A 23,244-nucleotide genomic window follows, 5' to 3' on the forward strand; every position below is an offset into this window, starting at 1 on the left:
GTGGTTCCTCACATACCCTTGAGAACGCTTTTTATTAGGTTGTATTGAGTCGATCGCCGAAAAAACCTTGAAAACGCGGCGCTCGCAGATATGGCCTCGACAATTCTCATGGGTCTCTTCAAACTGACCCTATAGGATGCCGGTTACAAAGCGATCCAGCCGGGTTTCAGGTCGATAGAGCGTCTTGACCAGGATCGCCGCGAAAAAGGCGGTAAGTACCCCGCCCATGACGTCAGTGACATAATGCGTGCCGACATAGACTCGCGAGACGGATACGAGGATCGCGCCGAGTAGGAAGAAGAGGCTCCGCCCCGGCATGCGTTGAAGCGTAAATGCGGCGGCGATTGCGAACGCGGCCGTCGCGTGGTCAGAGGGAAAGGACGGGTCATTGCTGCGATCTACAAGTAGCTTGGTGACCCCGGCATCATACGGGCGAAGGCGGCTGACAAAAAGCAGGATGACCTGGTTGATACCGAGACTGACGACGAATGTCAGGCCCGCAGCAACGAGTGCGTGTCGGGTTTCCGATCGACGTTCTCCGACCCACCATTGGATAGCGACAAGAGCGATCAACAAGGGAACGCCGTATGCCGAGATTAGGATCATCAGGCGGTCGACTGTCGGGTTTCCGGCTATGCCATTGATCCACTCTGTTATAACGGCATCTAGTTCATACATGCTGGCTCCTTCTGAACCGCGATTACGATTTCGGCCCGATCGAGATGGTCGAGCCAAATTAACGAAGCGCACTAGGGCATTGTTTTCTGACGTTTCCCTGAAAGGTGGCCCTTGATATCGGGCGGCAGGTTAGGATGATGTGCGTTCCGGGTTCGCATGTCCTTGAGCTCGCGGAGAGCCACATGAGGCAATAGACAGGAGACATTCGTGACGACCTATCTGGCAGTGGACATCGGCGGCGTTGAACCGGAAACGGGCGCGCCCGCAGCGGATCGTCTCGTTTCGGGAGCCCCGACCTTCCGAACCTGGAGCCTTGATGAGGCTGAAGGCGGCCTTTACGCGGGCTTGTGGGAGGCGACTCCAGGGAAGTGGAAGATCGCCTATGACGAGTGGGAGTATTTCAGCATTCTCTTCGGCTATTCCGTTGTGACAGCCGATGACGGCGAGACGTTTCATCTGCGCGCAGGCGACCGCATGATCTTGAAGCCGGGTTTCAAGGGGACGTGGGAAGTTATTGAAACGACTCGCAAGGACTATGTAATCCGCCTTTGAGTATGGCCTTGATTTAAAACGTGAAGATCGCCTTGCTTTATGAAAGGATGCGAGCCTTTTCCTGTAGCTCGGCAACGGTCATCATGCTTGCTGCAGGTTGTGTCACCGCTGCTTCATTAAACTGTCATCAAACTGAAACAATGCGGCATTAGAGCCATCACTGTCGCCGGGAGGTCGAGGTGGGGTTCCTAACCGATGGGATACTTCGTGCTTAGCTCCTGCTCGCCATCCTTTCGTCACTCTGGGAAGTGAGTTCAATCATGTTGAATCAAAAATTTCGTTCGCTTTGCCTGACTGCAGGCTTCATCGCGGCTATGTCCGCTTCGGCCTCCGCTGCCGACATCACGGGCGCCGGCTCGAGCTTCATCGCACCGGTTCTGTCCAAGTGGGCTGAAGGCTACAAGGCTGCGACGAACAATGTCGTCAACTATCAGTCGGTCGGTTCGGGCGCCGGCATCAAGCAGCTCCTCGACAAGACCATCGTATTCGGCGCTTCGGACAAGCCGATGAGCGACGCCGACCTCGAGAAGAACGGCATTGCCCAGTTCCCGATGATCTCCGGCGGTATCGTCGTTTCCTATAACGTTGAAGGCGTAAAGCCGGGCGAACTCGTTCTTGACGGCAAGACGCTGGCCGACATCTTCCTCGGCAAGATCGCCAAGTGGGACGATGCAGCCATCAAGGCGCTCAACCCCGATGTAAAGCTGCCGTCCACGGCAATCTCGGTCGTTTACCGCGCCGACAGCTCGGGCACGACCTTCAACTTCACCGACTACCTGTCGAAGGTTTCGCCGGAGTGGAAGGAAAAGGTTGGCTCGAACACGGCCGTTGAATGGCCTGTTGGCTTCGGCGCCAAGGGTTCGGAAGGCGTTTCCACCACCGTCAACCAGACGGCTGGTTCGATCTCCTACGTTGAATATTCCTACGTCGTCGCCAACCACATCGGTTTCGCGAAGATGAAGAACGCTGCCGGCAAGGTTATCGAGCCGAGCCTCGAGACCTTCAAGGCTGCCGCTTCCAACGCCGATTGGGCCAAGGCCAAGAACTTCAACCTGATCATCACCAATCAGCCGGGCGAAAAGAGCTGGCCGATTGCAGCCTCCACCTGGGTTCTGCTCTACAAGAAGCCGGCCGATGCTGCTAAGAACGAAGAGGCACTGAAGTTCTTCAAGTGGTCCTATGAGCATGGCCAGAAGGACGCGACCGCCCTGTCGTATCTTGCGGTACCGGACAATGTTGTCGAGATCGTCGAGAAGTCCTGGAAGACGGACTTCGGCACGAAGTAATTTGTGTTAGGCGAGAAAGTTGCGGCGGACAGGGTATTGCCCTGTCCGCCTTTCGTGACAGGACAAGGGGAAATCGATGGCTGACGCGACTCAGATGGCTGGCTTCCAGGCTGTGAATACCTCCGCCGCGACCAGAAAGTTTCGGATTCAGGACCGGATTTTCTATTTGATAACGCTTGGCTCGGCTATTCTTGTCGTGCTTCTGCTGCTGGCCATCCTCGTGGTTCTTGTCATCGATGCCTTGCCCACATTTCAGACCTTTGGCTTGTCGTTCCTTTGGGGTACCAAGTGGAGCGCGCCGGCCGATATTTATGGCGCCGTCCCTGCCGTGGTCGGCACACTCGTAAGTTCGTTCATCGCCATGTTGATTGCCGTTCCCCTGGGCATCGGCATCGCCATCTTCCTCACGGAACTTTGCCCCGGCAGCCTGCGCCGTCCGATCAGCACGGCCATCGAGCTTCTGGCAGGCGTTCCCTCCATTATCTATGGCATCGTCGGCCTGTTCATTCTCGTGCCGCTGATGCAGAACAACATCCTGCCTTTCCTGATGGCGACGGTCGGCCAGGTGCCGGTGATCGGCCTGCTGTTCCAGCCGCCGGCGCCAGGCGTCGGGCTGCTGACGGCAAGCCTCGTGCTCGCCGTCATGATCCTGCCGTTCATCACCGCGATCTCCCGCGACGTGTTCAGCACCGTGCCGCCGATGCTGCGTGAATCCGCCTACGGCATGGGCATGACGACATGGGAAGTGGCCCGCCACATCCTGATCCCCTATACACGCCGCGGCCTCGTCGGCGGCATCATGCTCGGCCTCGGCCGCGCGCTTGGCGAAACCATGGCGGTCACCTTCGTCATCGGCTCGGTAAGCCGTCTGCAATCGTCGATCATCTCGCCGTCCACCACCATTTCCGCCCAGATCGCGAACAATTTCGGCGATGCCGACGGTCTGCAATTGTCGAGCCTGATTGCGCTCGGCCTGCTCCTGTTCGTCCTTTCTTTCTGCGTGCTTGCGCTTGCGAGATGGATGATCGGCCGCGGCGACTCGCACTGAGGAAAAAACCATGGACAATGCAATTCGTCAGAACCTCGTGTCGCGGCGTTATGGGAAGAACCGGGTGATGATGGTCTTGTGCTTCATCGCGGCCATCCTCGGCATCTTCTTTCTCAGCGTGATTCTTGCGACCCTGCTTTATCGCGGCATATCGGCGCTCAACCTCGACGTGTTCACCATGTCGATCCCGGCCCAGGGGTCGCGCGGCGGTCTGATCAACGCGATCTACGGCACGGTGCTGGTCACGGGCCTCGCCATCGTGATCGCCGCACCGATCGGCATTCTTGCCGCCACCTATCTTGTGGAATATGCCAACGGCAGCAAACTTGCCGAAGCTGCCAAGTTCCTCAACGACATCTTGCTGTCCGCGCCCTCGATCATCATCGGCGTGTTCGTCTACGGCGCCGTGGTCGTGCCTATGCACGGCAATTCCGCTATCGCGGGCATCCTTGCGCTGGCGCTGATCGCGCTTCCGGTCGTCAACCGCACGACACAGGACATGCTGTTGCTGGTGCCAAACGCGCTTCGTGAGGCGACCGCAGCGCTCGGCGCGCCACGCTGGAAATCCATGATGATGGTAGTTTACCGTTCCGCGTGGACCGGCATCCTCACCGGCATCCTGCTGGCCGTCGCCCGCATCAGCGGCGAAACCGCGCCATTGCTCTTTACGGCCGGTTACAGCAAATTCATGAATGCAGACCTGACCGGTCCGATCGCCACATTGCCAGTTGCGATCAATACGCTCGCTGCCGATGCCGGCGAGGATCTCAAACAGCTGGCCTGGGCCGGCGCGTTGATCATCACCGTTGCCATCCTTGCGCTTAACATCCTTGCCCGTGTCTTGAGTGGGCGCCGCCAGTGACGCAGCCGCCGAACGATAGGAATGAGACCATGAACATGAGCGACAACAAATTCCAGAGCGTCAACGCACAGCAGGGGAAGGACGCCGCTTCCCAGTCGGATCTCGGCCTGGCGAAACTTGAGGTGAAGAACCTCGATTTCACCTATCAGAACGGCCACCGCGTTCTGAAGAGCGTGAACATGAATATCCGCAAGAATGCGGTCACCGCCTTCATCGGCCCTTCGGGTTGCGGCAAATCCACGCTGCTGCGCACCTTCAACCGCATGTATGATCTCTATCCGGGCCAGACGGTCGCGGGCGAGATCCTGCTCGATGGCCGCAATATCCTCACCAAGGACGTCGATCTGAACGATCTGCGCGCCAAGGTCGGCATGGTGTTCCAGAAGCCCACGCCGTTCCCGATGTCGATCTATGAAAACGTCGCTTTCGGCATCCGGCTCTATGAGAAGATTTCCAAGGCGGAAATGGATGTCCGCGTCGAAGCGGCGCTGACGGAAACGGCACTGTGGAGCGAAGTGAAGGAAAAGCTGCACCAGAGCGGTCTTGGCCTTTCCGGTGGCCAGCAGCAGCGTCTCTGTATCGCGCGCGCCATCGCCATTCGTCCCGAAGTCCTGCTGCTCGACGAGCCGACCTCGGCTCTGGACCCGATCTCGACCGCCAAGGTCGAAGAACTCGTGTCGCAGTTGAAGGGCGATTTCACCATCGTCATCGTCACGCACAACATGCAGCAGGCGAGCCGTATCTCCGACAGCACCGCCTTCATGTATCTCGGCGAATTGATCGAATACGGTGCGACCGAGCAGATCTTCCAGGCGCCGAAGGTCAAGCGCACGGAAGACTACATCACCGGTCGTTACGGCTGATACAGCCGAAGATTGCCGCACAATTTGCGAAGGCGCGCTGTTCAGGCGCGCCTTCTGCGTTTGAGGATGGCTGTCCTTGTCCGGCGGTCGCAGGATTTGGTCAGGCCAAACGCCTCGCAGATTGGATGCGCCGGATGGGCCGGTTACATCCTCGCGAGCGTGCCCATGCGCCGCAAGGCGTGAATCTGGTCGTCGAGTGTCGGTACCAGCTCGCCTTCATCCGCCGCAGTTGTCGCGTCGGGCTCCCTGGCGGTCTCCATTTCATTGAAGACGATGGTGCAGTTGCGGCCTGCGCGCTTGGCGGCGTAAAGCGCGCGGTCTGCGAAGGAGACCAGCCGGTCCCAGCTGACAGTGTTGCGCGGCATGATCGCGACACCGACGCTGACCGTCGCCGGCACCAGCGAGCGGCCGGCGAGCAGCGGCACGCGGCAGAAATCGGCGCGGATGGTTTCCGCCAGCGCTTCGGCCTGCGATTGCTCGTCTATCGGAACGAAGGCGACGAATTCCTCTCCGCCCATTCTGCCGAATGCGCCGGTGCGAGGCACGAACTGACGGGCGATACGGGCAAACTCGACGAGAACCGCATCGCCAGCCTGGTGGCCATGGCGGTCGTTGATCTTCTTGAAATGGTCGAGATCGAACAGCAGTGCGGCGAGTTTTTGTGATTGTTGCTGCCCTTCGCCGACAAGGATCTCGTAGCTTTCCTGGAGGCCGCGCCGGTTCAGAGCTCCGGTCAAAGTATCGGTGATGGAAATCGCCCGCCAGCGTCGTTCGGCGCGTTCCATGAGAAGCTTGCCGTTGAGGATGATGGCGACGATGATGAGCAGTGCATAGCCGAGTGCCATGTAGCCGCGATAGATCATGGCCTGTCCCAATGGCGGGGCCGTCAACACCATCCAGAGAGCCGAGCCGAAGCAGAAGCAGGCGAGTGTCACGAAGACGATGCCGAGCTGCCCGCGCGCCGGCTCGCGCCGCCCATCAGCCGGTTGGACGGCAAAAGCGAGCAGGGTCGCGCCGACGGCGCCTGCGAGATCGTAGACGATAATGCGATTGATGAAATTATCGGTGACCCAAGGCAGGCTGACGCCGATCAGCCAGAGCACAGGCGGCAGGAATGCCGACCATTCCAGCTTGCGCTTGTCCATGACGCGGAAGCCGGCGATCCAGGCGCTTTCGCCAAGCAGCCCGACGGCATTGCCGATCTGGATCGACCAGATATCGGGGATGACGCCGCGAGCCGCCACCAAGGCGAATCCCGCGGCGCTGACGGTGAAACCCAGAGCCCAGATCAAATAGGCGGGGGATTTGCGATCGTGCCGCCAGGCAAGAAGGAGAACGGTCGCCAGGGTAATGGCTTCCGAACACCAGATGGTAAGGCCTGTGGTCATATTCAGCACGATCGGACATCTCCGCTGTTTTTGGGCCGTCGGCGCAAACAGCACGACGATTTCCGCGATCGGCTCATCCTTGCCCAATAAGATGGCAAGTTCCTTAAATCAGTTGGTAAATTTTGCCTGTGCTGAGGATCCCCGCCGGACCGGCACAGACCTTCATCTTTCCTTCACCTTGCGACCGCGATTTGTAGTGGGTAGCGGACGGTAGGTCGCTACGGCGTCTTGGCATTCGAGGCGCCGTGGTTAGAAATGCTTTGTCAACGCTTCGTGGGGCATTAGTGCTTTTTGACGTTATGCTTTCGGGCGTCTTGAAGTGCAGGGCAGGGACACTCTATGTAGGAGTAAAGGATTTTTACTCCGATTCCCGGCGTCTCCGTCGCCGGGGGCAAGTTTGATAAAGGACGCACATGAGAAATCCAGTCGATACAGCTATGGCTCTGGTGCCGATGGTTGTCGAGCAGACCAACCGCGGGGAGCGGTCTTACGATATCTATTCCCGCCTGCTGAAAGAGCGTATCATTTTCCTGACCGGACCGGTCGAAGACCATATGGCGACGCTGGTGTGCGCCCAGCTTCTCTTCCTTGAGGCCGAAAACCCGAAGAAGGAAATCGCGCTCTATATCAATTCGCCGGGCGGCGTCGTGACCGCCGGCATGGCGATCTACGATACGATGCAGTTCATCAAGCCGGCCGTTTCGACGCTCTGCATCGGCCAGGCCGCCTCCATGGGATCGCTGCTTCTGGCCGCCGGCGACAAGGACATGCGTTTCGCAACGCCGAATTCCCGCATCATGGTTCACCAGCCGTCGGGCGGTTTCCAGGGCCAGGCTTCGGACATCGAGCGTCATGCGCGCGACATCATCAAGATGAAGCGTCGTCTCAATGAAGTTTATGTCAAGCATTGCGGCCGGACCTATGAAGAGGTCGAGCAGACGCTCGATCGTGACCATTTCATGTCCTCGGATGAGGCCAAGGAATGGGGTCTGATCGATAAGGTGCTGACGTCGCGTACCGAAATAGAAGGTGAAACCGCCTCGTGATTATCCACTAGGCGGTGACTTCTACGCCACAGTTCTATCCCATTTGTGATCGAATAGGGGTTTAATGTGGAGCGGAACGCGGTAATAGTACGCATTAATGCTATGTAGCGTTTTTATGACATAGCATTCGGCATTCGAAGGGGGATTCGTTGCCACGCAGTTCGGGTTGGTTGCCTGGCCTGCGTTCAGTACCCTGAAGGGCGCCGCGATCTGCAAACGAGGGGCAGGTCCGGCGGGCGCATAGAGTGGACCGCAATTTCAATTTGGAAATTTGCGGCGTGCTGGAAGGAAAGTGATATGAGCAAAGTCAGCGGCAGCAACGGCGGCGACTCAAAGAACACGCTTTATTGTTCGTTCTGCGGTAAGAGCCAGCATGAAGTCCGGAAGTTGATCGCCGGACCGACCGTATTCATCTGCGACGAGTGCGTCGAGCTATGCATGGACATCATCCGCGAGGAAAACAAATCCTCGATGGTGAAGTCTCGTGACGGTGTTCCGACCCCGCAGGACATCATCAAGGTTCTTGACGAATACGTCATCGGCCAGCGGCAGGCGAAGAAGATCCTCTCCGTTGCCGTTCACAACCATTACAAGCGTCTCGCTCACGCATCGAAGAACGGTGACGTCGAGCTGGCGAAGTCGAACATCATGCTCGTCGGTCCGACAGGCTGCGGCAAGACCTATCTCGCCCAGACGCTCGCCCGCATCATCGATGTGCCGTTCACCATGGCCGATGCGACGACGCTGACGGAAGCCGGCTACGTCGGCGAGGACGTCGAAAACATCATCCTGAAGCTGCTGCAGGCCGCCGACTACAACGTCGAGCGCGCGCAGCGGGGTATCGTCTACATCGACGAAGTCGATAAGATTTCCCGCAAGTCGGACAATCCGTCGATCACGCGCGATGTCTCGGGCGAGGGCGTGCAGCAGGCGCTTCTGAAGATCATGGAAGGCACCGTGGCTTCGGTTCCCCCTCAGGGCGGCCGCAAGCATCCGCAGCAGGAATTCCTGCAGGTGGACACGACCAACATCCTCTTCATCTGCGGCGGTGCATTTGCCGGCCTCGACAAGATCATCTCCGCCCGTGGCGAGAAGACTTCGATCGGCTTCGGCGCGACCGTCAAGGCACCGGATGACCGCCGCGTCGGCGAAGTGCTGCGCGAGCTGGAGCCGGAAGATCTGGTGAAGTTCGGTCTCATCCCGGAATTCATCGGCCGCCTGCCCGTTCTGGCGACGCTGGAAGATCTGGACGCGGATGCGCTGATCCAGATCCTGTCCGAGCCGAAGAACGCGCTGGTGAAGCAATATCAGCGCCTGTTCGAGATGGAAGACGTCGAGCTCACCTTCCACGAGGATGCTCTGCGCGAAATCGCTCGCAGGGCGATCGTCCGCAAGACGGGTGCCCGCGGTCTGCGCTCCATCATGGAGAAGATCCTCCTCGATACCATGTTCGAGCTACCGGCGCTGGAAGGCGTGCGCGAAGTGGTCATTTCCGAGGAAGTGGTTCGCGGCTCGGCCCGCCCGCTCTACATCTATGCCGACCGGCAGGAGGAAAAGGCCAACGCAACGGCCTGATCCATCATCCATGATCACGAATCGGGGGCTCGTCATCGACGGGCCCCTTTCTGTTTGAAAAATCGCACGGTTTGCTGATAAAGTCTTGGATAAGCTTATGGGAATGCCGTCGAAACCGGTTGTGAAGAACCCCAGCTGCAGCCATGATGGCATGATTCTGGAGCACGAGGCGGACGGGGCGCAGGCCCGGCGTTTTTCTTCGGATCTTAACGTCGCCGGCAGCGTTCGAGTTGTCGGGCTTTGGTGTTTTGTTGTTGCGTTCCTCCTTGCGGATATGCGGGATCGTTGCCTTGTGGCGGGCGTTTCCTGTGACTTGAAATAGGCAGTGTGAAGCTCCACTTGTTTACCAAGTGAGAGAGCCGGCTAAATCCCCCCGCCGGCAGAGAGCCCGGGAACGGGACGACGGAAAGGAAATGACATGAGTAAGAAAACGTCTGCGGCACACGACAGCATTGCCTATCCGGTATTGCCGTTGCGCGACATCGTGGTCTTCCCCCACATGATCGTGCCTCTGTTCGTCGGACGGGAGAAATCCATTCGCGCGCTGGAAGAGGTCATGGGTTCGGACAAGCAGATCATGCTCGTCACCCAGATCAATGCCAGCGATGACGATCCCGCGCCGGACGCCATCCACAAGGTCGGCACCGTTGCGAATGTCCTGCAGCTGCTGAAACTGCCCGACGGCACCGTCAAGGTGCTGGTGGAAGGCCGTGCGCGCGCAGAAATCGACGAATATACCGGCCGTGAAGACTTCTACGAAGCCCTTGGCCATGTCCTGCATGAGCCGGAAGAAGACCAGGTCGAGCTCGAAGCTTTGAGCCGCTCCGTCGTTTCCGAATTCGAGAGCTATGTGAAGCTCAACAAGAAGATTTCGCCGGAAGTGGTCGGTGCAGCCAGCCAGATCGATGATTATTCGAAGCTGGCGGACACCGTTGCATCGCATCTTTCGATCAAGATCACCGAAAAGCAGGAAATGCTGGAAACCACCAGCGTCAAGGCTCGCCTGGAAAAGGCGCTCGGCTTCATGGAAGGCGAGATTTCGGTTCTGCAGGTCGAAAAGCGCATCCGCTCGCGCGTCAAGCGCCAGATGGAGAAGACGCAGCGCGAATATTACCTGAACGAACAGATGAAGGCGATCCAGAAGGAGCTTGGCGACGGCGAAGAAGGCCGTGACGAGATGGCCGAACTGGAAGAGCGCATCTCCAAGACCAAGCTGTCGAAGGAAGCCAAGGAAAAGGCCGATGCCGAGCTGAAGAAGCTCAGGCAGATGAGCCCGATGTCGGCTGAGGCGACCGTGGTGCGCAACTATCTCGACTGGCTGCTGGGCATCCCCTGGCACAAGAAGTCGAAGATCAAGGCCGACCTGAACAATGCCGAGAAGATCCTCGAAGCGGATCATTTCGGCCTGGAAAAGGTCAAGGAGCGCATCGTCGAATATCTGGCCGTCCAGGCTCGCGCGACGAAGATCAAAGGCCCGATCCTCTGCCTCGTCGGCCCTCCGGGCGTCGGCAAGACCTCGCTCGCTCAGTCGATCGCCAAGGCGACCGGCCGTGAGTATGTCCGCATGGCGCTCGGCGGCGTTCGCGACGAAGCCGAGATCCGCGGTCACCGCCGCACCTACATCGGCTCGATGCCCGGCAAGGTCATCCAGTCGATGAAGAAGGCGAAGAAGTCCAACCCGTTGTTCCTGCTCGACGAGATCGACAAGCTCGGCCAGGACTATCGCGGCGATCCGTCTTCGGCCCTGCTTGAGGTGCTGGACCCGGCGCAGAACTCGACCTTCATGGATCACTACCTGGAAGTCGAATATGACCTATCGGACGTGATGTTCATCACGACGGCGAATACTTTGAATATCCCTGCGCCCCTGATGGACCGCATGGAAGTCATCCGTATCGCCGGCTATACGGAAGATGAGAAGCGCGAGATCGCCAAGCGGCACCTGCTGCCGAAGGCCATCAAGGAACATGCGTTGCAGCCGGAGGAATTCTCTGTCACCGACGGCGCCCTGATGGCGATTAGCCAGCAGTACACCCGCGAAGCCGGTGTTCGTAACTTCGAGCGCGAATTGATGAAGCTCGCCCGCAAGGCGGTCACCGAGATCATCAAGGGCAAGGTGAAGTCGGTCGCCGTCACGGCGGAGAATATTTCCGACTATCTCGGCGTGCCGCGCTTCCGCCACGGCGAAGCCGAGCGCGACGATCAGGTCGGTGTTGTCACCGGTCTTGCCTGGACCGAAGTCGGCGGCGAACTGCTGACGATCGAAGGCGTGATGATGCCGGGCAAGGGCCGCATGACGGTCACCGGCAACCTCAAGGAAGTCATGAAGGAATCGATCTCGGCGGCGGCCTCCTACGTCCGCTCGCGCGCTGTCGATTTTGGCATCGAGCCACCTCGCTTCGACAAGAGCGACATCCACGTGCACGTGCCGGAAGGTGCGACTCCGAAGGATGGCCCGTCGGCCGGTGTCGCCATGGCAACCGCGATCGTCTCGATCATGACCGGCATCCCGGTTTCCAAGGATGTTGCCATGACGGGTGAAATCACGCTGCGCGGCCGTGTGCTGCCGATCGGCGGCCTGAAGGAAAAGCTGCTGGCAGCATTGCGCGGCGGTATCAAGAAGGTGCTGATCCCGGAAGAAAACGCCAAGGATCTGGCGGAGATTCCGGACAACGTGAAGAACAGCATGGAAATCATCCCCGTGTCGCGCATGGGGGAGGTGATCAAGCACGCGCTTGTCCGCCGTCCCGAGCCGATCGAATGGGATGGCACCGTGGAAACGCCTGTGATCGCAACGGTCGAAGGCGTCGACGAAGTGGGTTCTACCATCGCTCATTGAGCCCCTTCGCCTCAATTCTGTCGAATTGACATAAATGGACGAAAAGACCGGCATTTTTGCCGGTCTTTTTTTGTGAAAAGCGTGTGGCAACGCTTGCTTTTCCTTGATTTGCAGGGCTTTTGGGGTTGCGGCGGGTAAGAGCATTGCTATTTTGCGCCCCGCTTACTGATAAGTCGTTTCATACCAGAGAAAGGGGTGGAAACATGAACAAGAATGAGCTCGTGTCCGCAGTGGCCGAGAAGGCCGGTATCACGAAGGCTGACGCTGCTTCCGCTGTCGACGCTGTTTTCGATACTGTCCAGGCCGAACTGAAGAAGGGCGGCGACATTCGCCTTGCTGGTTTCGGCAGCTTCACCGTTTCCCACCGTGCAGCCACCAAGGGCCGTAACCCGTCCACCGGCGCCGAGGTCGATATTCCTGCCCGTAACGTACCGAAGTTCACGCCCGGCAAGGGCCTGAAGGACTCGGTCAACAGCTAATTCGTTTCACCCGCTACGAGGCTTTAGCCTTGCGGGGTGGACAAGATTGGGGCCCGCAAAAGCGGGCCCTTTTTTATGGTCCCATGCAGATTAGGCGCTGAGCAATCGATAGGAGATGCGAACATTCGCACTTTGTCAAAGCGGATGGCTCCAACCCGCGCAGATGACGAACGATATGATGGCTCTCACTTCTTCAAGACGATGTGCGTGGCTTTCGCAGTCGCCTCGTGGGCGGCGACCTGAAAGCCAAGCGAAGGCAGGTCGATGCCGGCAAACATTGCCTCGCCCCTCCCGAGCACGACTGGCGAAATGGCATAGTGTATCTCGTCGACCAAGCCCGCCTGGAGATATTGCCGCACCGCGCTGACACCGCCGCCGATCTTGATATCCTTGGCCCCGGCCGCAGCCTTGGCCTGCACGAGCGCGTCCTCGATCCCGTCCGTGACAAAATAAAAGGTCGTACCGCCTTCCATGACGATCGGCTCGCGCGGATAATGCGTCAGGATGAAGGTCGGTGCGTGATAGGGCGGATTGTCGCCCCACCAGCCTTTCCAGTTTTCATCGGGCCATTCGTCGCGGATGGGGCCGAACATATTGCGGCCGAGGATGAAGGCACCAAAACCGGTATTTGCCAACGCTGCATATTTCGCATCGGCACCCTCGGTTTCACCCTCTTTGCCGAACATCGCCTGGAATGTCTGGGTCGGGAAGAACCACTCAAACAATTCCGGCCCGCGCTTGCCCAAAGGGTCGTTCAGGCTTTGCTCCGGTCCAGCCCCGAAGCCATCGATCGAGAGCGAGAATCCTGCAACACGAACTTTCGACATGCTGTCCTCCATCTAATTGCAATTTGCAACTGGTTGTGTGTTAGCATGGCTCGCTCTACATTGCAATCGATTCACCAAAGGAAGCGAATATGGATATCGAGCGGCGGTCGGGATGCCCGATCAACCTGACAATGGAAGTGTTGGGGGATCGCTGGAGCTTGGTCGTCATTCGAGACATCATGTTCGGCAATCGCCGACATTTTCGCGAACTGCTCAATCGCTCCGAGGAGGGGATTGCCTCCAACATACTCGCCGCGCGCCTAAAGCGCCTTGTTTCACTCGGCTTGATCACCAAGCTGGACGATCCCAGCCACAGTCAGAAGGCGATTTACAGCCTGACGGAACCGGCGATTCAGCTTGTGCCGATGATCGCCATGATCGGCGCCTGGGGTAGGCGGCATCTGCCTGCCAGCGAAGACCTGAGCATCCGCGCCGAACTTCTTGAGAAAGGCGGACCGGCGCTTTGGGATGACTTCATGAACGATCTTAGAAACATTCACATTGCGGACCCGATCGGCGGAGCAAATGGGAGTGTCACATCGCCCGTTTTGATGGGTCTTACAAACGCCTTTCTCGAGGTGCGCGCAAAAATGGAACGCAAAGAGTGAGATCGTTTTGCGCCGCTAACTGCGGGAATGCTTCGATTCGGTGACTGTGCGCAGAAACCGCAATGCTCGCTGAAGATGTAAAATGGCGGTAAGCACCGCTATCTCGGTTGGAGCCGTTTGTTATAGAATCCGTTTTTCTGCCTGGCGACGTCAGAGCAGCGTCCGGCCGCCATTGACCGCAAGCTTCTGACCGGTGATGAAATCTGCCTTGCTCGAGGCGAGGAAGACGACGGCGTCGGCGATATCCTCCGGCCTGCCGAAATGGGCCATCGGCGTGTGCGCGAGATAGCCGTCCCTTGCTTCTTGCGAGGCATCGGAATGGCGCTCGACCGGTATCCATCCAGGCGCAATGAGATTGACGGTAATGCCTTCCGGCGCGAGCTCCCTTGCCCAGGACCGCGTCATCGAAAGCATCGCGCCCTTGGCGGCGGCATAATTGCCGAAATTCGGATTGCCAAGCTCAGCGATCTCGGAACCGATATTGATTATGCGGCCGGATTTGCGCGCCCGCCAATCGGGGAGCACAGCTTGGAGCAGCTCCAGAGGCGCCTTGACGAAGAATTCGAGCTGGTCGAGGTAAGTCCGCCAGGATTGCTCCATGAGCGGCATTTCGGGCTGAGGGCCTGTGGCATTGTTGACGATGAGATCGACCGGTCCGAGCGCTGCCTCGATCTTTTCCAGGCCGTCCACGAGCTGGTCCTTGTCGATCACGCTGAATTGTGCGGCATAAGCTTGCCCACCACGCTGCCGAATGGTCTCGACGATCTTCTCGGCCCCCTGAGTGTCGCTCGCATAGTTGACGGCGACGGCCCAGCCGGCCTCGGCAAGCTTCAAGGCGATCATCGCACCCAGACCGCGAGAGGCGCCCGTTACCAGCGCTACTTTCATGGCATTCCTCCTTGGGCCTGTCCGGCCCTTTCCTCAACGGCGGCGAGCTTGGCAGCAGCATATTGATGCTGTCTCTGTACCTGCGGAACAATATGCCCATCGTGGCCGAAGCTCGTTCCGGCCACGTATTTCAGATATGGATGTTACCAGCGATGATGAACATGCGGCGCGATCAGGCGCTCGTAGATCTCGCGCGTCGCCGCCATGACATCGGCCGGAAGCGGAGCGAGATCGGCCGCGGCCGCGTTGGCCTTAGCCTGCTCGGCATTGCGCGCACCCGGAATGACGACGGTGACGGCATCGTTCATCAGGATCCAGCGGAGTGCAAAGGCTGCCATGCTCGCACCGGCCGGAACCAGCTTGCGCACTTCCTCCACGGCCTGGAGACCAACCTCGAACGGCACGCCCGCAAAGGTCTCGCCGACATCGAAGGCCTCGCCGTGGCGATTGAAGTTGCGGTGGTCGTCGCTGGCGAATTGCGTATCGCGGGTGATCTTGCCGGAGAGCAGGCCGGAGGCCAGCGGCACGCGGGCGATGACAGCCACGTTCTTGCGCTTGGCTTCCTTGAAGAACAGATGGTCGGGACGCTGGCGGAAGATGTTGTAGATGATCTGGATGCTGAGCACGCCCGGATATTCGATCGCCTTCAGCGCTTCCTCGACCTTCTCGACGCTGACGCCGTATCCTTTGATCTTGCCAGCCTTCTGCAATTCGTCGAGACCGGCAAAAACTTCGGGCCGATAGAGAACTTCGGTCGGCGGGCAGTGAAGCTGGACGAGGTCGAGGCTCTCGACGCCGAGGTTCTTCAGGCTGCGGTCGATGAAGCTTTCGAGATTGGCCTTGTTATAGCCGTCGGCGACATGCGGGCTCAGCCGTCGACCGGCCTTCGTCGCCACCATCGGGCGCTCGCCGCCGCGTGCGTTCAGCACATCGGCAATGATCTTTTCCGAGCGGCCGTCGCCATAGACGTCGGCGGTGTCGATGAAGGTCATGCCGGCATCGAGAGCGGCGTTCAACGCCGCGCGGCCGTCGGCCTCGCTGACATCGCCCCATGCGCCGCCGATCTGCCAGGCCCCGAAGCCGACATCCGTCACGATAAAGGGCGTCCGTCCAAAGGCATGATGTCTCATGAAAAGTCTCCTCTCTTTTATTCGTAAGATGATAGCGCAGTAGCAGCCGTCCGACAGGGCCACAAGCGCACATTGGCGATCGAGGATCGCAATCGCGTGACTGAGAAACATGGCAGGCGCTGGCCGGCTTACGAAACCGTTGGATGAAGCCGTAGGCGCGGTATTCATCGCGCCTCCATTTCCGTACAAGGGAAGGACAGCATATCTGATTGCTATTGGAGCCCATGCCCTCTTTCAGCTTCATCCACGCCGCCGATCTCCATCTTGGCAGCCCCTTCCTGGGCCTGGCTTTGAAGGACGCCGCCGTTGCGGCGGTCTTCGTCGAAGCGAGTCGCAAGGCGTTCTCGACCCTTGTGGGCTTGGCGATCGAAAAACGCGTCGATTTCTTCGTCATTGCCGGCGATGTCTATGACGGCGATTGGAAGGACAACAAGATCGGCCTGTTCTTCAACCGCGAGATGGCGCGGCTGGAGCGGACGGGAATTCCGGTCTACCTGCTGCGCGGCAATCACGATGCGGCGAGCGTCATCACCAAGACCATCACATTGCCGCCAAACGTCCACGAATTTCCGACCAGCAAGCCGGGTAGCGTCAGACTGGAAGCGCTGAAGGTGGCACTGCATGGCCAAGGCTTTGCCGAACGCTCCGCTAACGACAATCTGGCGATCACCTATCCCGCGCCCGTTTCCGGCTGGTTCAATATCGGCATTCTCCATACCTCGCTCACCGGCCGCGAGCCGCACGCGCCCTACGCGCCGTGCTCCGTGGATGACCTGCGTTCGCGCGGCTATGATTACTGGGCGCTCGGCCATGTGCACGACTTTGAAGTGGTGGCGCAGGAACCGCTCGTCATTTTTCCCGGCAATCTGCAGGGTCGCAATATCCGCGAGCGCGGTACCAAGGGCGCAGTGCTGGTGACTGTGGAAGACGGGCGGATCGATCATGAGCGGCTGATCGTCGATGAAGCGCGTTTTGCGCAAGTCGATATCGTGGTTGGACCGGAGGACGATCAGGCGGCGATCCTGCGCCATGTGGAGCAGGCGGTGCAGCCGATTGCCGATGAGATGGCGGGGCGTATGACCGCGCTGCGCGTCCGGCTTTCCGGTGTGTCACCGTTATACGGCGCGATAGCCGCCAACCGCCAGCAATGGCGCGACGAGGTGGAAGCTGCCTGCCATCGTGTGCATGAGGATATCTGGCTGGAAAAGCTCGAACTGCGGCTGGAGCCGCCGCCGGAAAGATCGGCGGAGGCGGACGGCGCGCTCGATCTGCGCCAGCTGCTGACAGACCATGCCGGCGATACCGATATTGCGACGGAGGCAGCCCGGTTGATCGACGAGATCGCAGTGCGCCTGCCGGGCGGCCTCGGCGCGACGGAACGGCCACTGGACGACAGCATGGATGCTCTCATCGAAGAGGCTCGGCAATTGCTGCTGACGCGCGGGCAGGGGGCAGGCTGATGCGCTTTACCCGCCTCGACATTCTCCGCTACGGTGCGCTGACCGATCGAGCGATCGACTTTCGCCCCGATGCACGGCTGCATGTGATCTATGGTCCGAACGAGGCGGGTAAATCTTCGGCTTTGAGCGCGATCTCCGATCTTCTCTTCGGTTTCCCGACCGCTGCCGAGCAAAGCTTCCTGCATGAGCCCGGAGCCTTGAGGATCGGCGCTGACATCAGCGCGCGTGACGGTGCACGCTTAAGCTTCCGCCGCCGCCGCGGCCGCAAGGGCACGCTTCTCGCGCCCGACGACAAGGAGACGGCGCTCGCCGAAGATGCGCTTGCGCCCTTCCTCGGCAATCTCAGTCGCGATGTCTTCGAGCGCGCCTTCGGTCTCGATTCGCAGCGATTGCGGCAGGGCGCGTCCGCCATGCTGCGCAGCGGCGGCGAGATCGGCAGCCTGCTATTTTCGGCGGCGTCCGGACTGACCGGCCTCTCACGCCTGCGCCAGTCGCTGGAAGCGGAGGCTGACGGCATCTATGCGGCCAGGCGCTCGAAGGACCGCGGCTTCTATCAGGCCCTCGACCGTTACGAGGATGCCCGCAAGGCAGAGCGAGACAACGAGCTGAAGTCCGGCGACTGGAAGAAGCTGCTTGCCGAAGCCGCTGAACTTGAGACGGAACTGGAGCGCCTGCAGGCGGAGCGGCGCGGCACGCGCGAGTCGCTGGATCGGCTTAAGCGGCTGAAGACCCTGCAGCCTCTGCTGTCAGAAATCGATGCGGAAACTCATGCGCTCGATGGCCTTTCCGATCTTGCCGCCATACCGGACGGCTTTGCCGACAAGCTAGAACAGAGACTGCGGGATAAAGAGGCGAGCGAAGCGGAACTGCGACGCGCGCGGCAAGCCGTTCTGCGCGCGGAAGAGGATCTCTCGCGCATCCAGGTGGATGAAGCGTTACTGCGGATGTCGACCGATATCACGCAGCTCTTTGCCGATACCGGCAACTACCGCGCCCAGCGTCACGATCTGCCGCGCGTCGATCAGGAGCTTGCCGGTTACGACACAACGCTCGCGCAGCTTACCCGTCGTCTTGGTCTTGCCGAGGCTGAGCTGGAGCGGCGGCAGCCGAGCGATATCGATCGCGCGCGCCTGTCCGAATTGGTGGAGCAGGGCAGGCAGCTTGCGCGGCAGATGCAGTCGCTTGCCGAGCAAGCTGACGGTGAGCGCAGGCAGTTGGCCGCGCTCGAGAAGGACAGCCTTAACGGGCGGCTGATCGATCCGAGACCTTATATTGACCAACTCGAGGCTTTGGGCAGTGATCTCTCCGCCTTGGCCCGCCTTGATGGGTTGGAAACCCAGATACGCCGCACCGAGGCCGATCTTCACGAGACGGCCGGACGTCTGCAGCCACCGATCGGTGACATTGATATATTATTCTCGGTACCGCTGCCGGAAGTGACGGAGATTACAGGACATCGCGATGCGATCGACGCCGCGCGATCGAAGGTGCGCGACGCCACCGGCAAGCTGCAGACCTATGATGAGCAGCTTGCTGAGATAGAACGAATCCTCGCGGATGCCGAGCGCACCGGGCCGGTTGTTACGCGCGAGCAGATCGCCGCTGCACGCGAGAGCCGCGATGCGCAATGGTCATTCATACAGCAGAGATGGACGAACGGCGCAGCCCCGGAACCAAAGATCCTTGCGGGATTGACCGTCAGCGTGGCCGAGGCGGACCGTCTGGCCGATGCCGCCCTGAGTGACGCGGATCGTGTTGCACGCCACGCCGACTATCGTTTGCGGCAGGCGCGTCTGCTGCGGGAGCGGGAGGAGGCTTCCGGTCGGCTCAAGGGTTGCGAGAAAGCGCTGAAGGATGCCCAGGCAGCCTTCGCAGCGCTTTTTGAACCTTGTGGCGTCGATGCCCTCGATCCATCGGCAATGCTGGAATGGCGCCGCGCAGTGGAGCTGCTGCGACGGGAGCGCAAGGCTTTGCGGGATTTAGTCGATCAACGCGATGAGAATGCACTGGCGGAAGACCGAGTCTTGCCCGCTCTGCAGGATATCGTCGAGGCGACTGGCTACAAGAATGGCCGTCTTCCGCCGGCAGCGATTGCGGAAGGCCTGCGCAAGCATCTGCGCCTTCTGTCCGAACGCTGGAGCGAAAGCCGCACGCGGGAAGGGGAGATCGGTGCGGCGCGTGAAAGGCTGGCCCGGTTCGGCGACCAGCAACAGAGCTTGGAGCGACAGCACACCGATTGGCGCGGCGCATTCGCCAAAGCCGTAGAACTGCTTGGTCTGCCACCCGATACGACGCTGGACATGGCAAATGCCGCCTTGAAGGCATGGCAAGAACTGCCTGATGTCCTGGCGGAGCGCGAAAACCGCCTGCGCCGGGTCAGCGGCATGCGGCGCGACATGGCGGATTTTGAGCGGCGGTTGGCGACCCTTGCCGCCAATAGCGGCTATGAGCTGGATCATCTGCCGCCGGATGCCGCGGTCGAGGCGCTGCACACGCGCGTCAACGCCATGCGCGGCGAGCTGAAGAAGCGCGACGGCCTGGAAGAGGAACGGCAGCGTGGCGAAGGGCTCGTAGTACGCCAGGAAGCTGCGCTTGCCGCCATCGCTACCGATCTCGATCATCTGACCGCGGATCTCGACGGCGTCGAAGATCTGCCGGGACTTCTCTCTCGCCTGCACGAACGCTCGCGTCTTACTGCCCGGCTCGCCGAAAGCCGTGATCGATTCCGGCTGCAGGCCGACGGCAAGGCCGAAGACGAACTTCGCGCCGAGCTTGCCGGCTTCGAACGCGTTGCCGCCGATCTCGAAATGGAGCGATTGACCGAGGAAGATCAGCGGCAGTTCGCCATCCATGGCGAACTTTCCGCACGGCTGGCGGAGAACCGCCGGCAACGTCAAGCACTGGAAACGGGCGCCAGTGCCGAATACGCGGTTTTCGAGAAGCTCTCGGCCGAACAGGAGGCAAAGGATCTCGCGCGGCAATGGGTCGTGCTGAAGATTGCGGCCCGCATGCTGGCAGGATCGATGGAAGCCTATCGCGAGAAGCAGGCCGATCCCGTCATCAGCCGTGCCGGCGAGCTGTTTTCGCAGCTGACGGGTGGCCGCTTCTCCCGCCTTGTCGAAGCCCATGATGAAAGCGATGCGCTGCAGTTGCTGGCGGAACGTGCGGCCGGCGAACGCGTGCCGCTCGACGGTCTGAGCGAGGGGACGGGCGACCAGCTCTATCTCGCGTTGCGGCTGGCGTTCCTCGAAGATTACTCCGCTCGCAACGAGCCTGCGCCGTTGATCGTCGACGACATCTTCCAGACCTTCGATGACGAGCGTGTCAGCGCAGGCTTGCAGGTGCTTGCCGCGACGGCCGATCGTTTCCAGACGATCCTGTTTACCCATGAGAGAAGCGTGGTCGACATCGCCAAGAGCGAGATCGGCCGTGATCTGGACCTGATCCAGCTCTGACGCGGTTCACCGACAAATTGCACTACGGCATCGACGGGATATACAGCCGCGTCGGCACCACGATCCTGGGATCCGATTTGTCGCGGCTATAGGCTGGGTTCAGCGCGCGGTCGATGAAACCCTGCGTGGAGTGGAGCCGGCGCAAGTTCTGCTTTTCCTGCTCGAAGCGCTTCTTCCGTTCGCCGGATTTGTCCGAGCCGCGCGACAGCGATTCATGGTGATAAAGGCAAGCAAACGGCGTCCAGACGATGCGATAGCCGGCCTTGTGCGCCCGCAGACAATAATCCACGTCATTATAGGCGACCCCGAAATTCTCCTCGTCGAAGAGACCGATTTTCCGTAGGCAGTCCCCCGAGATCAGCATCACCGCTCCGGTCACGCAGGTCATGGTGTTGCGCACATGCAGCCGGTTCATCGGTCCGCCAAACTCCTTCGGCTTGTTCATGTACCAGTGACCGGCAAGACCGCCGAAACCGATGACTACACCGGCATGCTGCATCTTGTCGTTGGGGAAGAGCAGTTTGGCGCCGACGATGCCGGTCCTGTCATAGGCGAGGCAGGAGACCATTTCCTTCAACCAGTCCGCTTCGATGACCTCGACGTCGTTATTCAGGATGAGATAGTGTTCCCCCGTCGCTGCGCTCAGGCCGCGATTGACCGAGCGCGAGAAGTTGAAGGCTTCCGGTGTGATAGTTGCCGAAAATCGCGGCTCGCTCCGCCGGTAGCGCTCGTAGAGATCGAGAACCGGTTGATCCGTAGAGCCGTTGTCGATGACCAAAACTTCGAAATGCGGATAATCCGTCTTTTCAAAGAGATCGCCGAGGATGCGTGAAATCAGATCGAAATTGTTTTTGCTCGGAATGACGATCGAGATTTTCGGCCACGCATGCGGGGCTTCGAAGATGATCCGGTGCAGCGTCGTGGTGAGAGCGCCCTCGACGGCGATCGTTTGCTTTAGCCGCTCGAATCGTTCGACCAGCGCCTTTCTGGCGTTCGTGGTGGCGGCCTCCATGAACTTGCGGGAAAAGGTCTTGCCATTGCGGCGCCACCAATATGCCGGGTAGGGCAGGTGGAGGATGCTCTCCTCCGGAACGCCATCCAGATAACGCAGCAGCAGATCGTAATCCTGCGAGCCGTCGTAGCCCATGCGGAGATAGCCGATCTCGCGAAGGCGATCATGGCGGTAGATGGAAAAATGGTTGATGTAATTGACGCCCGTCAGCAGCACGGAATCATAGGCCGGCTTCAGCATGACGCCCGTCGGCTTCAAGATGTCGTCGACCACCAGTTCGTCCGTATAGAGGAAATTCGCGCCCGGATTTTGCTCCAGCGTATGCCGGATGAGCTTGAAGGCATGCGGTGCGATAACATCGTCATGATCGAGAAAAGCGATCCATTGTCCCCGTGCTTGGGAGAGACCCGCATTGGTAGCGGCCGCGATGCCGCCGTTGCGCTCATTCAGCACAAAGCGGATATCGTCTTTCGATTGCCGGCTCTGATACCATTGCCGCGTTTCCGGCGACGTCGAGCCATCATCGCTCAGGATGAGCTCGGTGCCTGTTTCGCCCTGTTCTTCGAAAGACTTGACGAGGTCGTTCAGATAGCGGGGCGGCGCATTGTAGACCGGGACGACGACGCTCAGCCAGGTTCCGGCCGTTGCAGATATTGGTGCCCTCTCCAGTGCGGAGGCAAGCCCATAGCTGGCGTCGGCATATTGCACGGTCAGACTTGCGGCGCGTCGCCCAAAGCGAAGCTTGGGCAATTTCATCCAATATTGCGGGAGCTTGCCGAGATCGACACGCTTGGTCCTTCCATCCGGTTCAAGAAGGGTCGCAATATATGCCTCGGCCGATTTTTTTGACGCAAAGGTCTTGGCGGCGAACTGGAACGTCGTCGGGAAGCTTGCCGGATCGGCACGCAGGGCGCAAATGGAGCCGACCGAACCGATATCGGCGGTAATGACGAAACGATGCCCTTCCGGAAGCGAGACCGTATCCTTCTCTCGGAAGCCATAGCCGCGATTAATATAGAACTTGGGATCTAGGGGCTCGTCGGTCGCGACCACATAGATAACGACCAGTTTCTTTCGCATGGGCAAAAATCTGATCTCGAAAGCCGGATCATCCCCCAGGGATTTCCATAGGCTGAGATCGGCATCAGTAGAGATTTCCCGTTCGAGATCGGCGTTCGGTATGATTTTGAGTGTCATCGAAATATTGATTTCTTCCACATGCGAGCAGAGGCATTGCCTGCGAAATTC

18 protein-coding genes are annotated in these 23,244 nt (G+C 59.6%); 12 read left to right on the plus strand and 6 right to left on the minus strand.

The genetic code is table 11. The annotated features are described in order from the left end of the window. Positions 1–129 precede the first annotated feature (129 nt). Entirely contained in the window at positions 130–678 is a 549-nt protein-coding gene (locus tag PH562_RS15930) for a phosphatase PAP2 family protein (protein ID WP_285174113.1), read from the minus strand. Positions 679–885: 207 nt separating this feature from the next. Here PH562_RS15930 and PH562_RS15935 point away from each other — a divergent pair, with 207 nt between their 5' ends. The 5 genes from PH562_RS15935 to pstB all read left to right on the plus strand — a co-directional run bounded on the left by PH562_RS15935 (position 886) and on the right by pstB (position 5,289). Next, on the plus strand, positions 886–1,230 hold the full coding sequence (locus PH562_RS15935) for a cupin domain-containing protein (RefSeq protein ID WP_285174115.1): 345 nt from the start codon (positions 886–888) through the stop codon (positions 1,228–1,230). Between the two features lie 260 nt (positions 1,231–1,490). After that, positions 1,491–2,516, plus strand: a complete 1,026-nt coding sequence (gene pstS / locus PH562_RS15940; RefSeq protein WP_113229635.1) for a phosphate ABC transporter substrate-binding protein PstS — start codon at positions 1,491–1,493, stop codon at positions 2,514–2,516. A 76-nt stretch (positions 2,517–2,592) separates the two neighbouring features. After that, on the plus strand, positions 2,593–3,564 hold the full coding sequence (gene pstC / locus PH562_RS15945) for a phosphate ABC transporter permease subunit PstC (protein ID WP_285174116.1): 972 nt from the start codon (positions 2,593–2,595) through the stop codon (positions 3,562–3,564). A 10-nt stretch (positions 3,565–3,574) separates the two neighbouring features. Next, positions 3,575–4,426 (plus strand): phosphate ABC transporter permease PstA, encoded by an 852-nt coding sequence (pstA, locus tag PH562_RS15950; RefSeq protein ID WP_285174118.1) that lies wholly within the window; start codon positions 3,575–3,577, stop codon positions 4,424–4,426. Between the two features lie 29 nt (positions 4,427–4,455). Next, complete coding sequence (gene pstB / locus PH562_RS15955; protein WP_483315357.1) at positions 4,456–5,289, plus strand: phosphate ABC transporter ATP-binding protein PstB; 834 nt, start codon at positions 4,456–4,458, stop codon at positions 5,287–5,289. A 143-nt stretch (positions 5,290–5,432) separates the two neighbouring features. Here the strand turns inward: pstB and PH562_RS15960 are convergent, their stop codons facing one another. Next, positions 5,433–6,677, minus strand: coding sequence for a GGDEF domain-containing protein (locus tag PH562_RS15960; protein ID WP_285174246.1), 1,245 nt, complete (start codon positions 6,675–6,677; stop codon positions 5,433–5,435). Positions 6,678–7,090: 413 nt separating this feature from the next. Here PH562_RS15960 and clpP point away from each other — a divergent pair, with 413 nt between their 5' ends. The 4 genes from clpP (at position 7,091) to hupB (ending at position 12,616) form a co-directional block, all read left to right on the plus strand. Continuing rightward, positions 7,091–7,723, plus strand: a complete 633-nt coding sequence (clpP, locus tag PH562_RS15965) for an ATP-dependent Clp endopeptidase proteolytic subunit ClpP (RefSeq protein ID WP_015339477.1) — start codon at positions 7,091–7,093, stop codon at positions 7,721–7,723. A 297-nt stretch (positions 7,724–8,020) separates the two neighbouring features. Then, on the plus strand, positions 8,021–9,298 hold the full coding sequence (gene clpX, locus PH562_RS15970; RefSeq protein WP_015339478.1) for an ATP-dependent Clp protease ATP-binding subunit ClpX: 1,278 nt from the start codon (positions 8,021–8,023) through the stop codon (positions 9,296–9,298). Between the two features lie 418 nt (positions 9,299–9,716). Beyond that, positions 9,717–12,137: an endopeptidase La gene (gene lon, locus PH562_RS15975; RefSeq protein ID WP_112337550.1), complete on the plus strand. Its 2,421-nt coding sequence runs from the start codon at positions 9,717–9,719 to the stop codon at positions 12,135–12,137. A gap of 203 nt (positions 12,138–12,340) precedes the next feature. Then, a complete protein-coding gene (gene hupB, locus PH562_RS15980) occupies positions 12,341–12,616 on the plus strand; it encodes a DNA-binding protein HupB (protein ID WP_015339480.1) in 276 nt (91 codons plus the stop codon). A 185-nt stretch (positions 12,617–12,801) separates the two neighbouring features. Here the strand turns inward: hupB and PH562_RS15985 are convergent, their stop codons facing one another. After that, on the minus strand, positions 12,802–13,443 hold the full coding sequence (locus PH562_RS15985; protein ID WP_285174120.1) for a dihydrofolate reductase family protein: 642 nt from the start codon (positions 13,441–13,443) through the stop codon (positions 12,802–12,804). An 89-nt stretch (positions 13,444–13,532) separates the two neighbouring features. Here PH562_RS15985 and PH562_RS15990 point away from each other — a divergent pair, with 89 nt between their 5' ends. Further along, positions 13,533–14,051, plus strand: a complete 519-nt coding sequence (locus PH562_RS15990) for a winged helix-turn-helix transcriptional regulator (protein WP_285174121.1) — start codon at positions 13,533–13,535, stop codon at positions 14,049–14,051. Between the two features lie 150 nt (positions 14,052–14,201). Here PH562_RS15990 and PH562_RS15995 read toward each other — a convergent pair whose 3' ends face one another. Both PH562_RS15995 and PH562_RS16000 read right to left on the minus strand, forming a co-directional pair. Continuing rightward, entirely contained in the window at positions 14,202–14,939 is a 738-nt protein-coding gene (locus tag PH562_RS15995; protein ID WP_285174122.1) for an SDR family oxidoreductase, read from the minus strand. A gap of 143 nt (positions 14,940–15,082) precedes the next feature. After that, positions 15,083–16,069, minus strand: coding sequence for an aldo/keto reductase (locus PH562_RS16000; RefSeq protein WP_285174123.1), 987 nt, complete (start codon positions 16,067–16,069; stop codon positions 15,083–15,085). Positions 16,070–16,293: 224 nt separating this feature from the next. On the opposite strand from PH562_RS16000, the gene PH562_RS16005 reads away from it, so the two are divergent. Together PH562_RS16005 and PH562_RS16010 are read left to right on the plus strand one after the other, a co-directional pair. After that, positions 16,294–17,529: a metallophosphoesterase family protein gene (locus PH562_RS16005; protein ID WP_285174124.1), complete on the plus strand. Its 1,236-nt coding sequence runs from the start codon at positions 16,294–16,296 to the stop codon at positions 17,527–17,529. Beyond that, positions 17,529–20,984 (plus strand): ATP-binding protein, encoded by a 3,456-nt coding sequence (locus PH562_RS16010; RefSeq protein ID WP_285174125.1) that lies wholly within the window; start codon positions 17,529–17,531, stop codon positions 20,982–20,984. The genes PH562_RS16005 and PH562_RS16010 overlap by 1 nt, the downstream gene beginning before the upstream one ends. Before the next feature lie 22 nt (positions 20,985–21,006). On the opposite strand, the gene PH562_RS16015 is transcribed toward PH562_RS16010, so the two are convergent. Further along, positions 21,007–23,193, minus strand: coding sequence for a glycosyltransferase family 2 protein (locus tag PH562_RS16015; RefSeq protein ID WP_285174126.1), 2,187 nt, complete (start codon positions 23,191–23,193; stop codon positions 21,007–21,009). Between the last annotated feature and the right edge of the window lie 51 nt (positions 23,194–23,244).

The sequence above is a fragment of the Rhizobium centroccidentale genome (genome assembly GCF_030182565.1).
GTDB lineage: Bacteria > Pseudomonadota > Alphaproteobacteria > Rhizobiales > Rhizobiaceae > Rhizobium.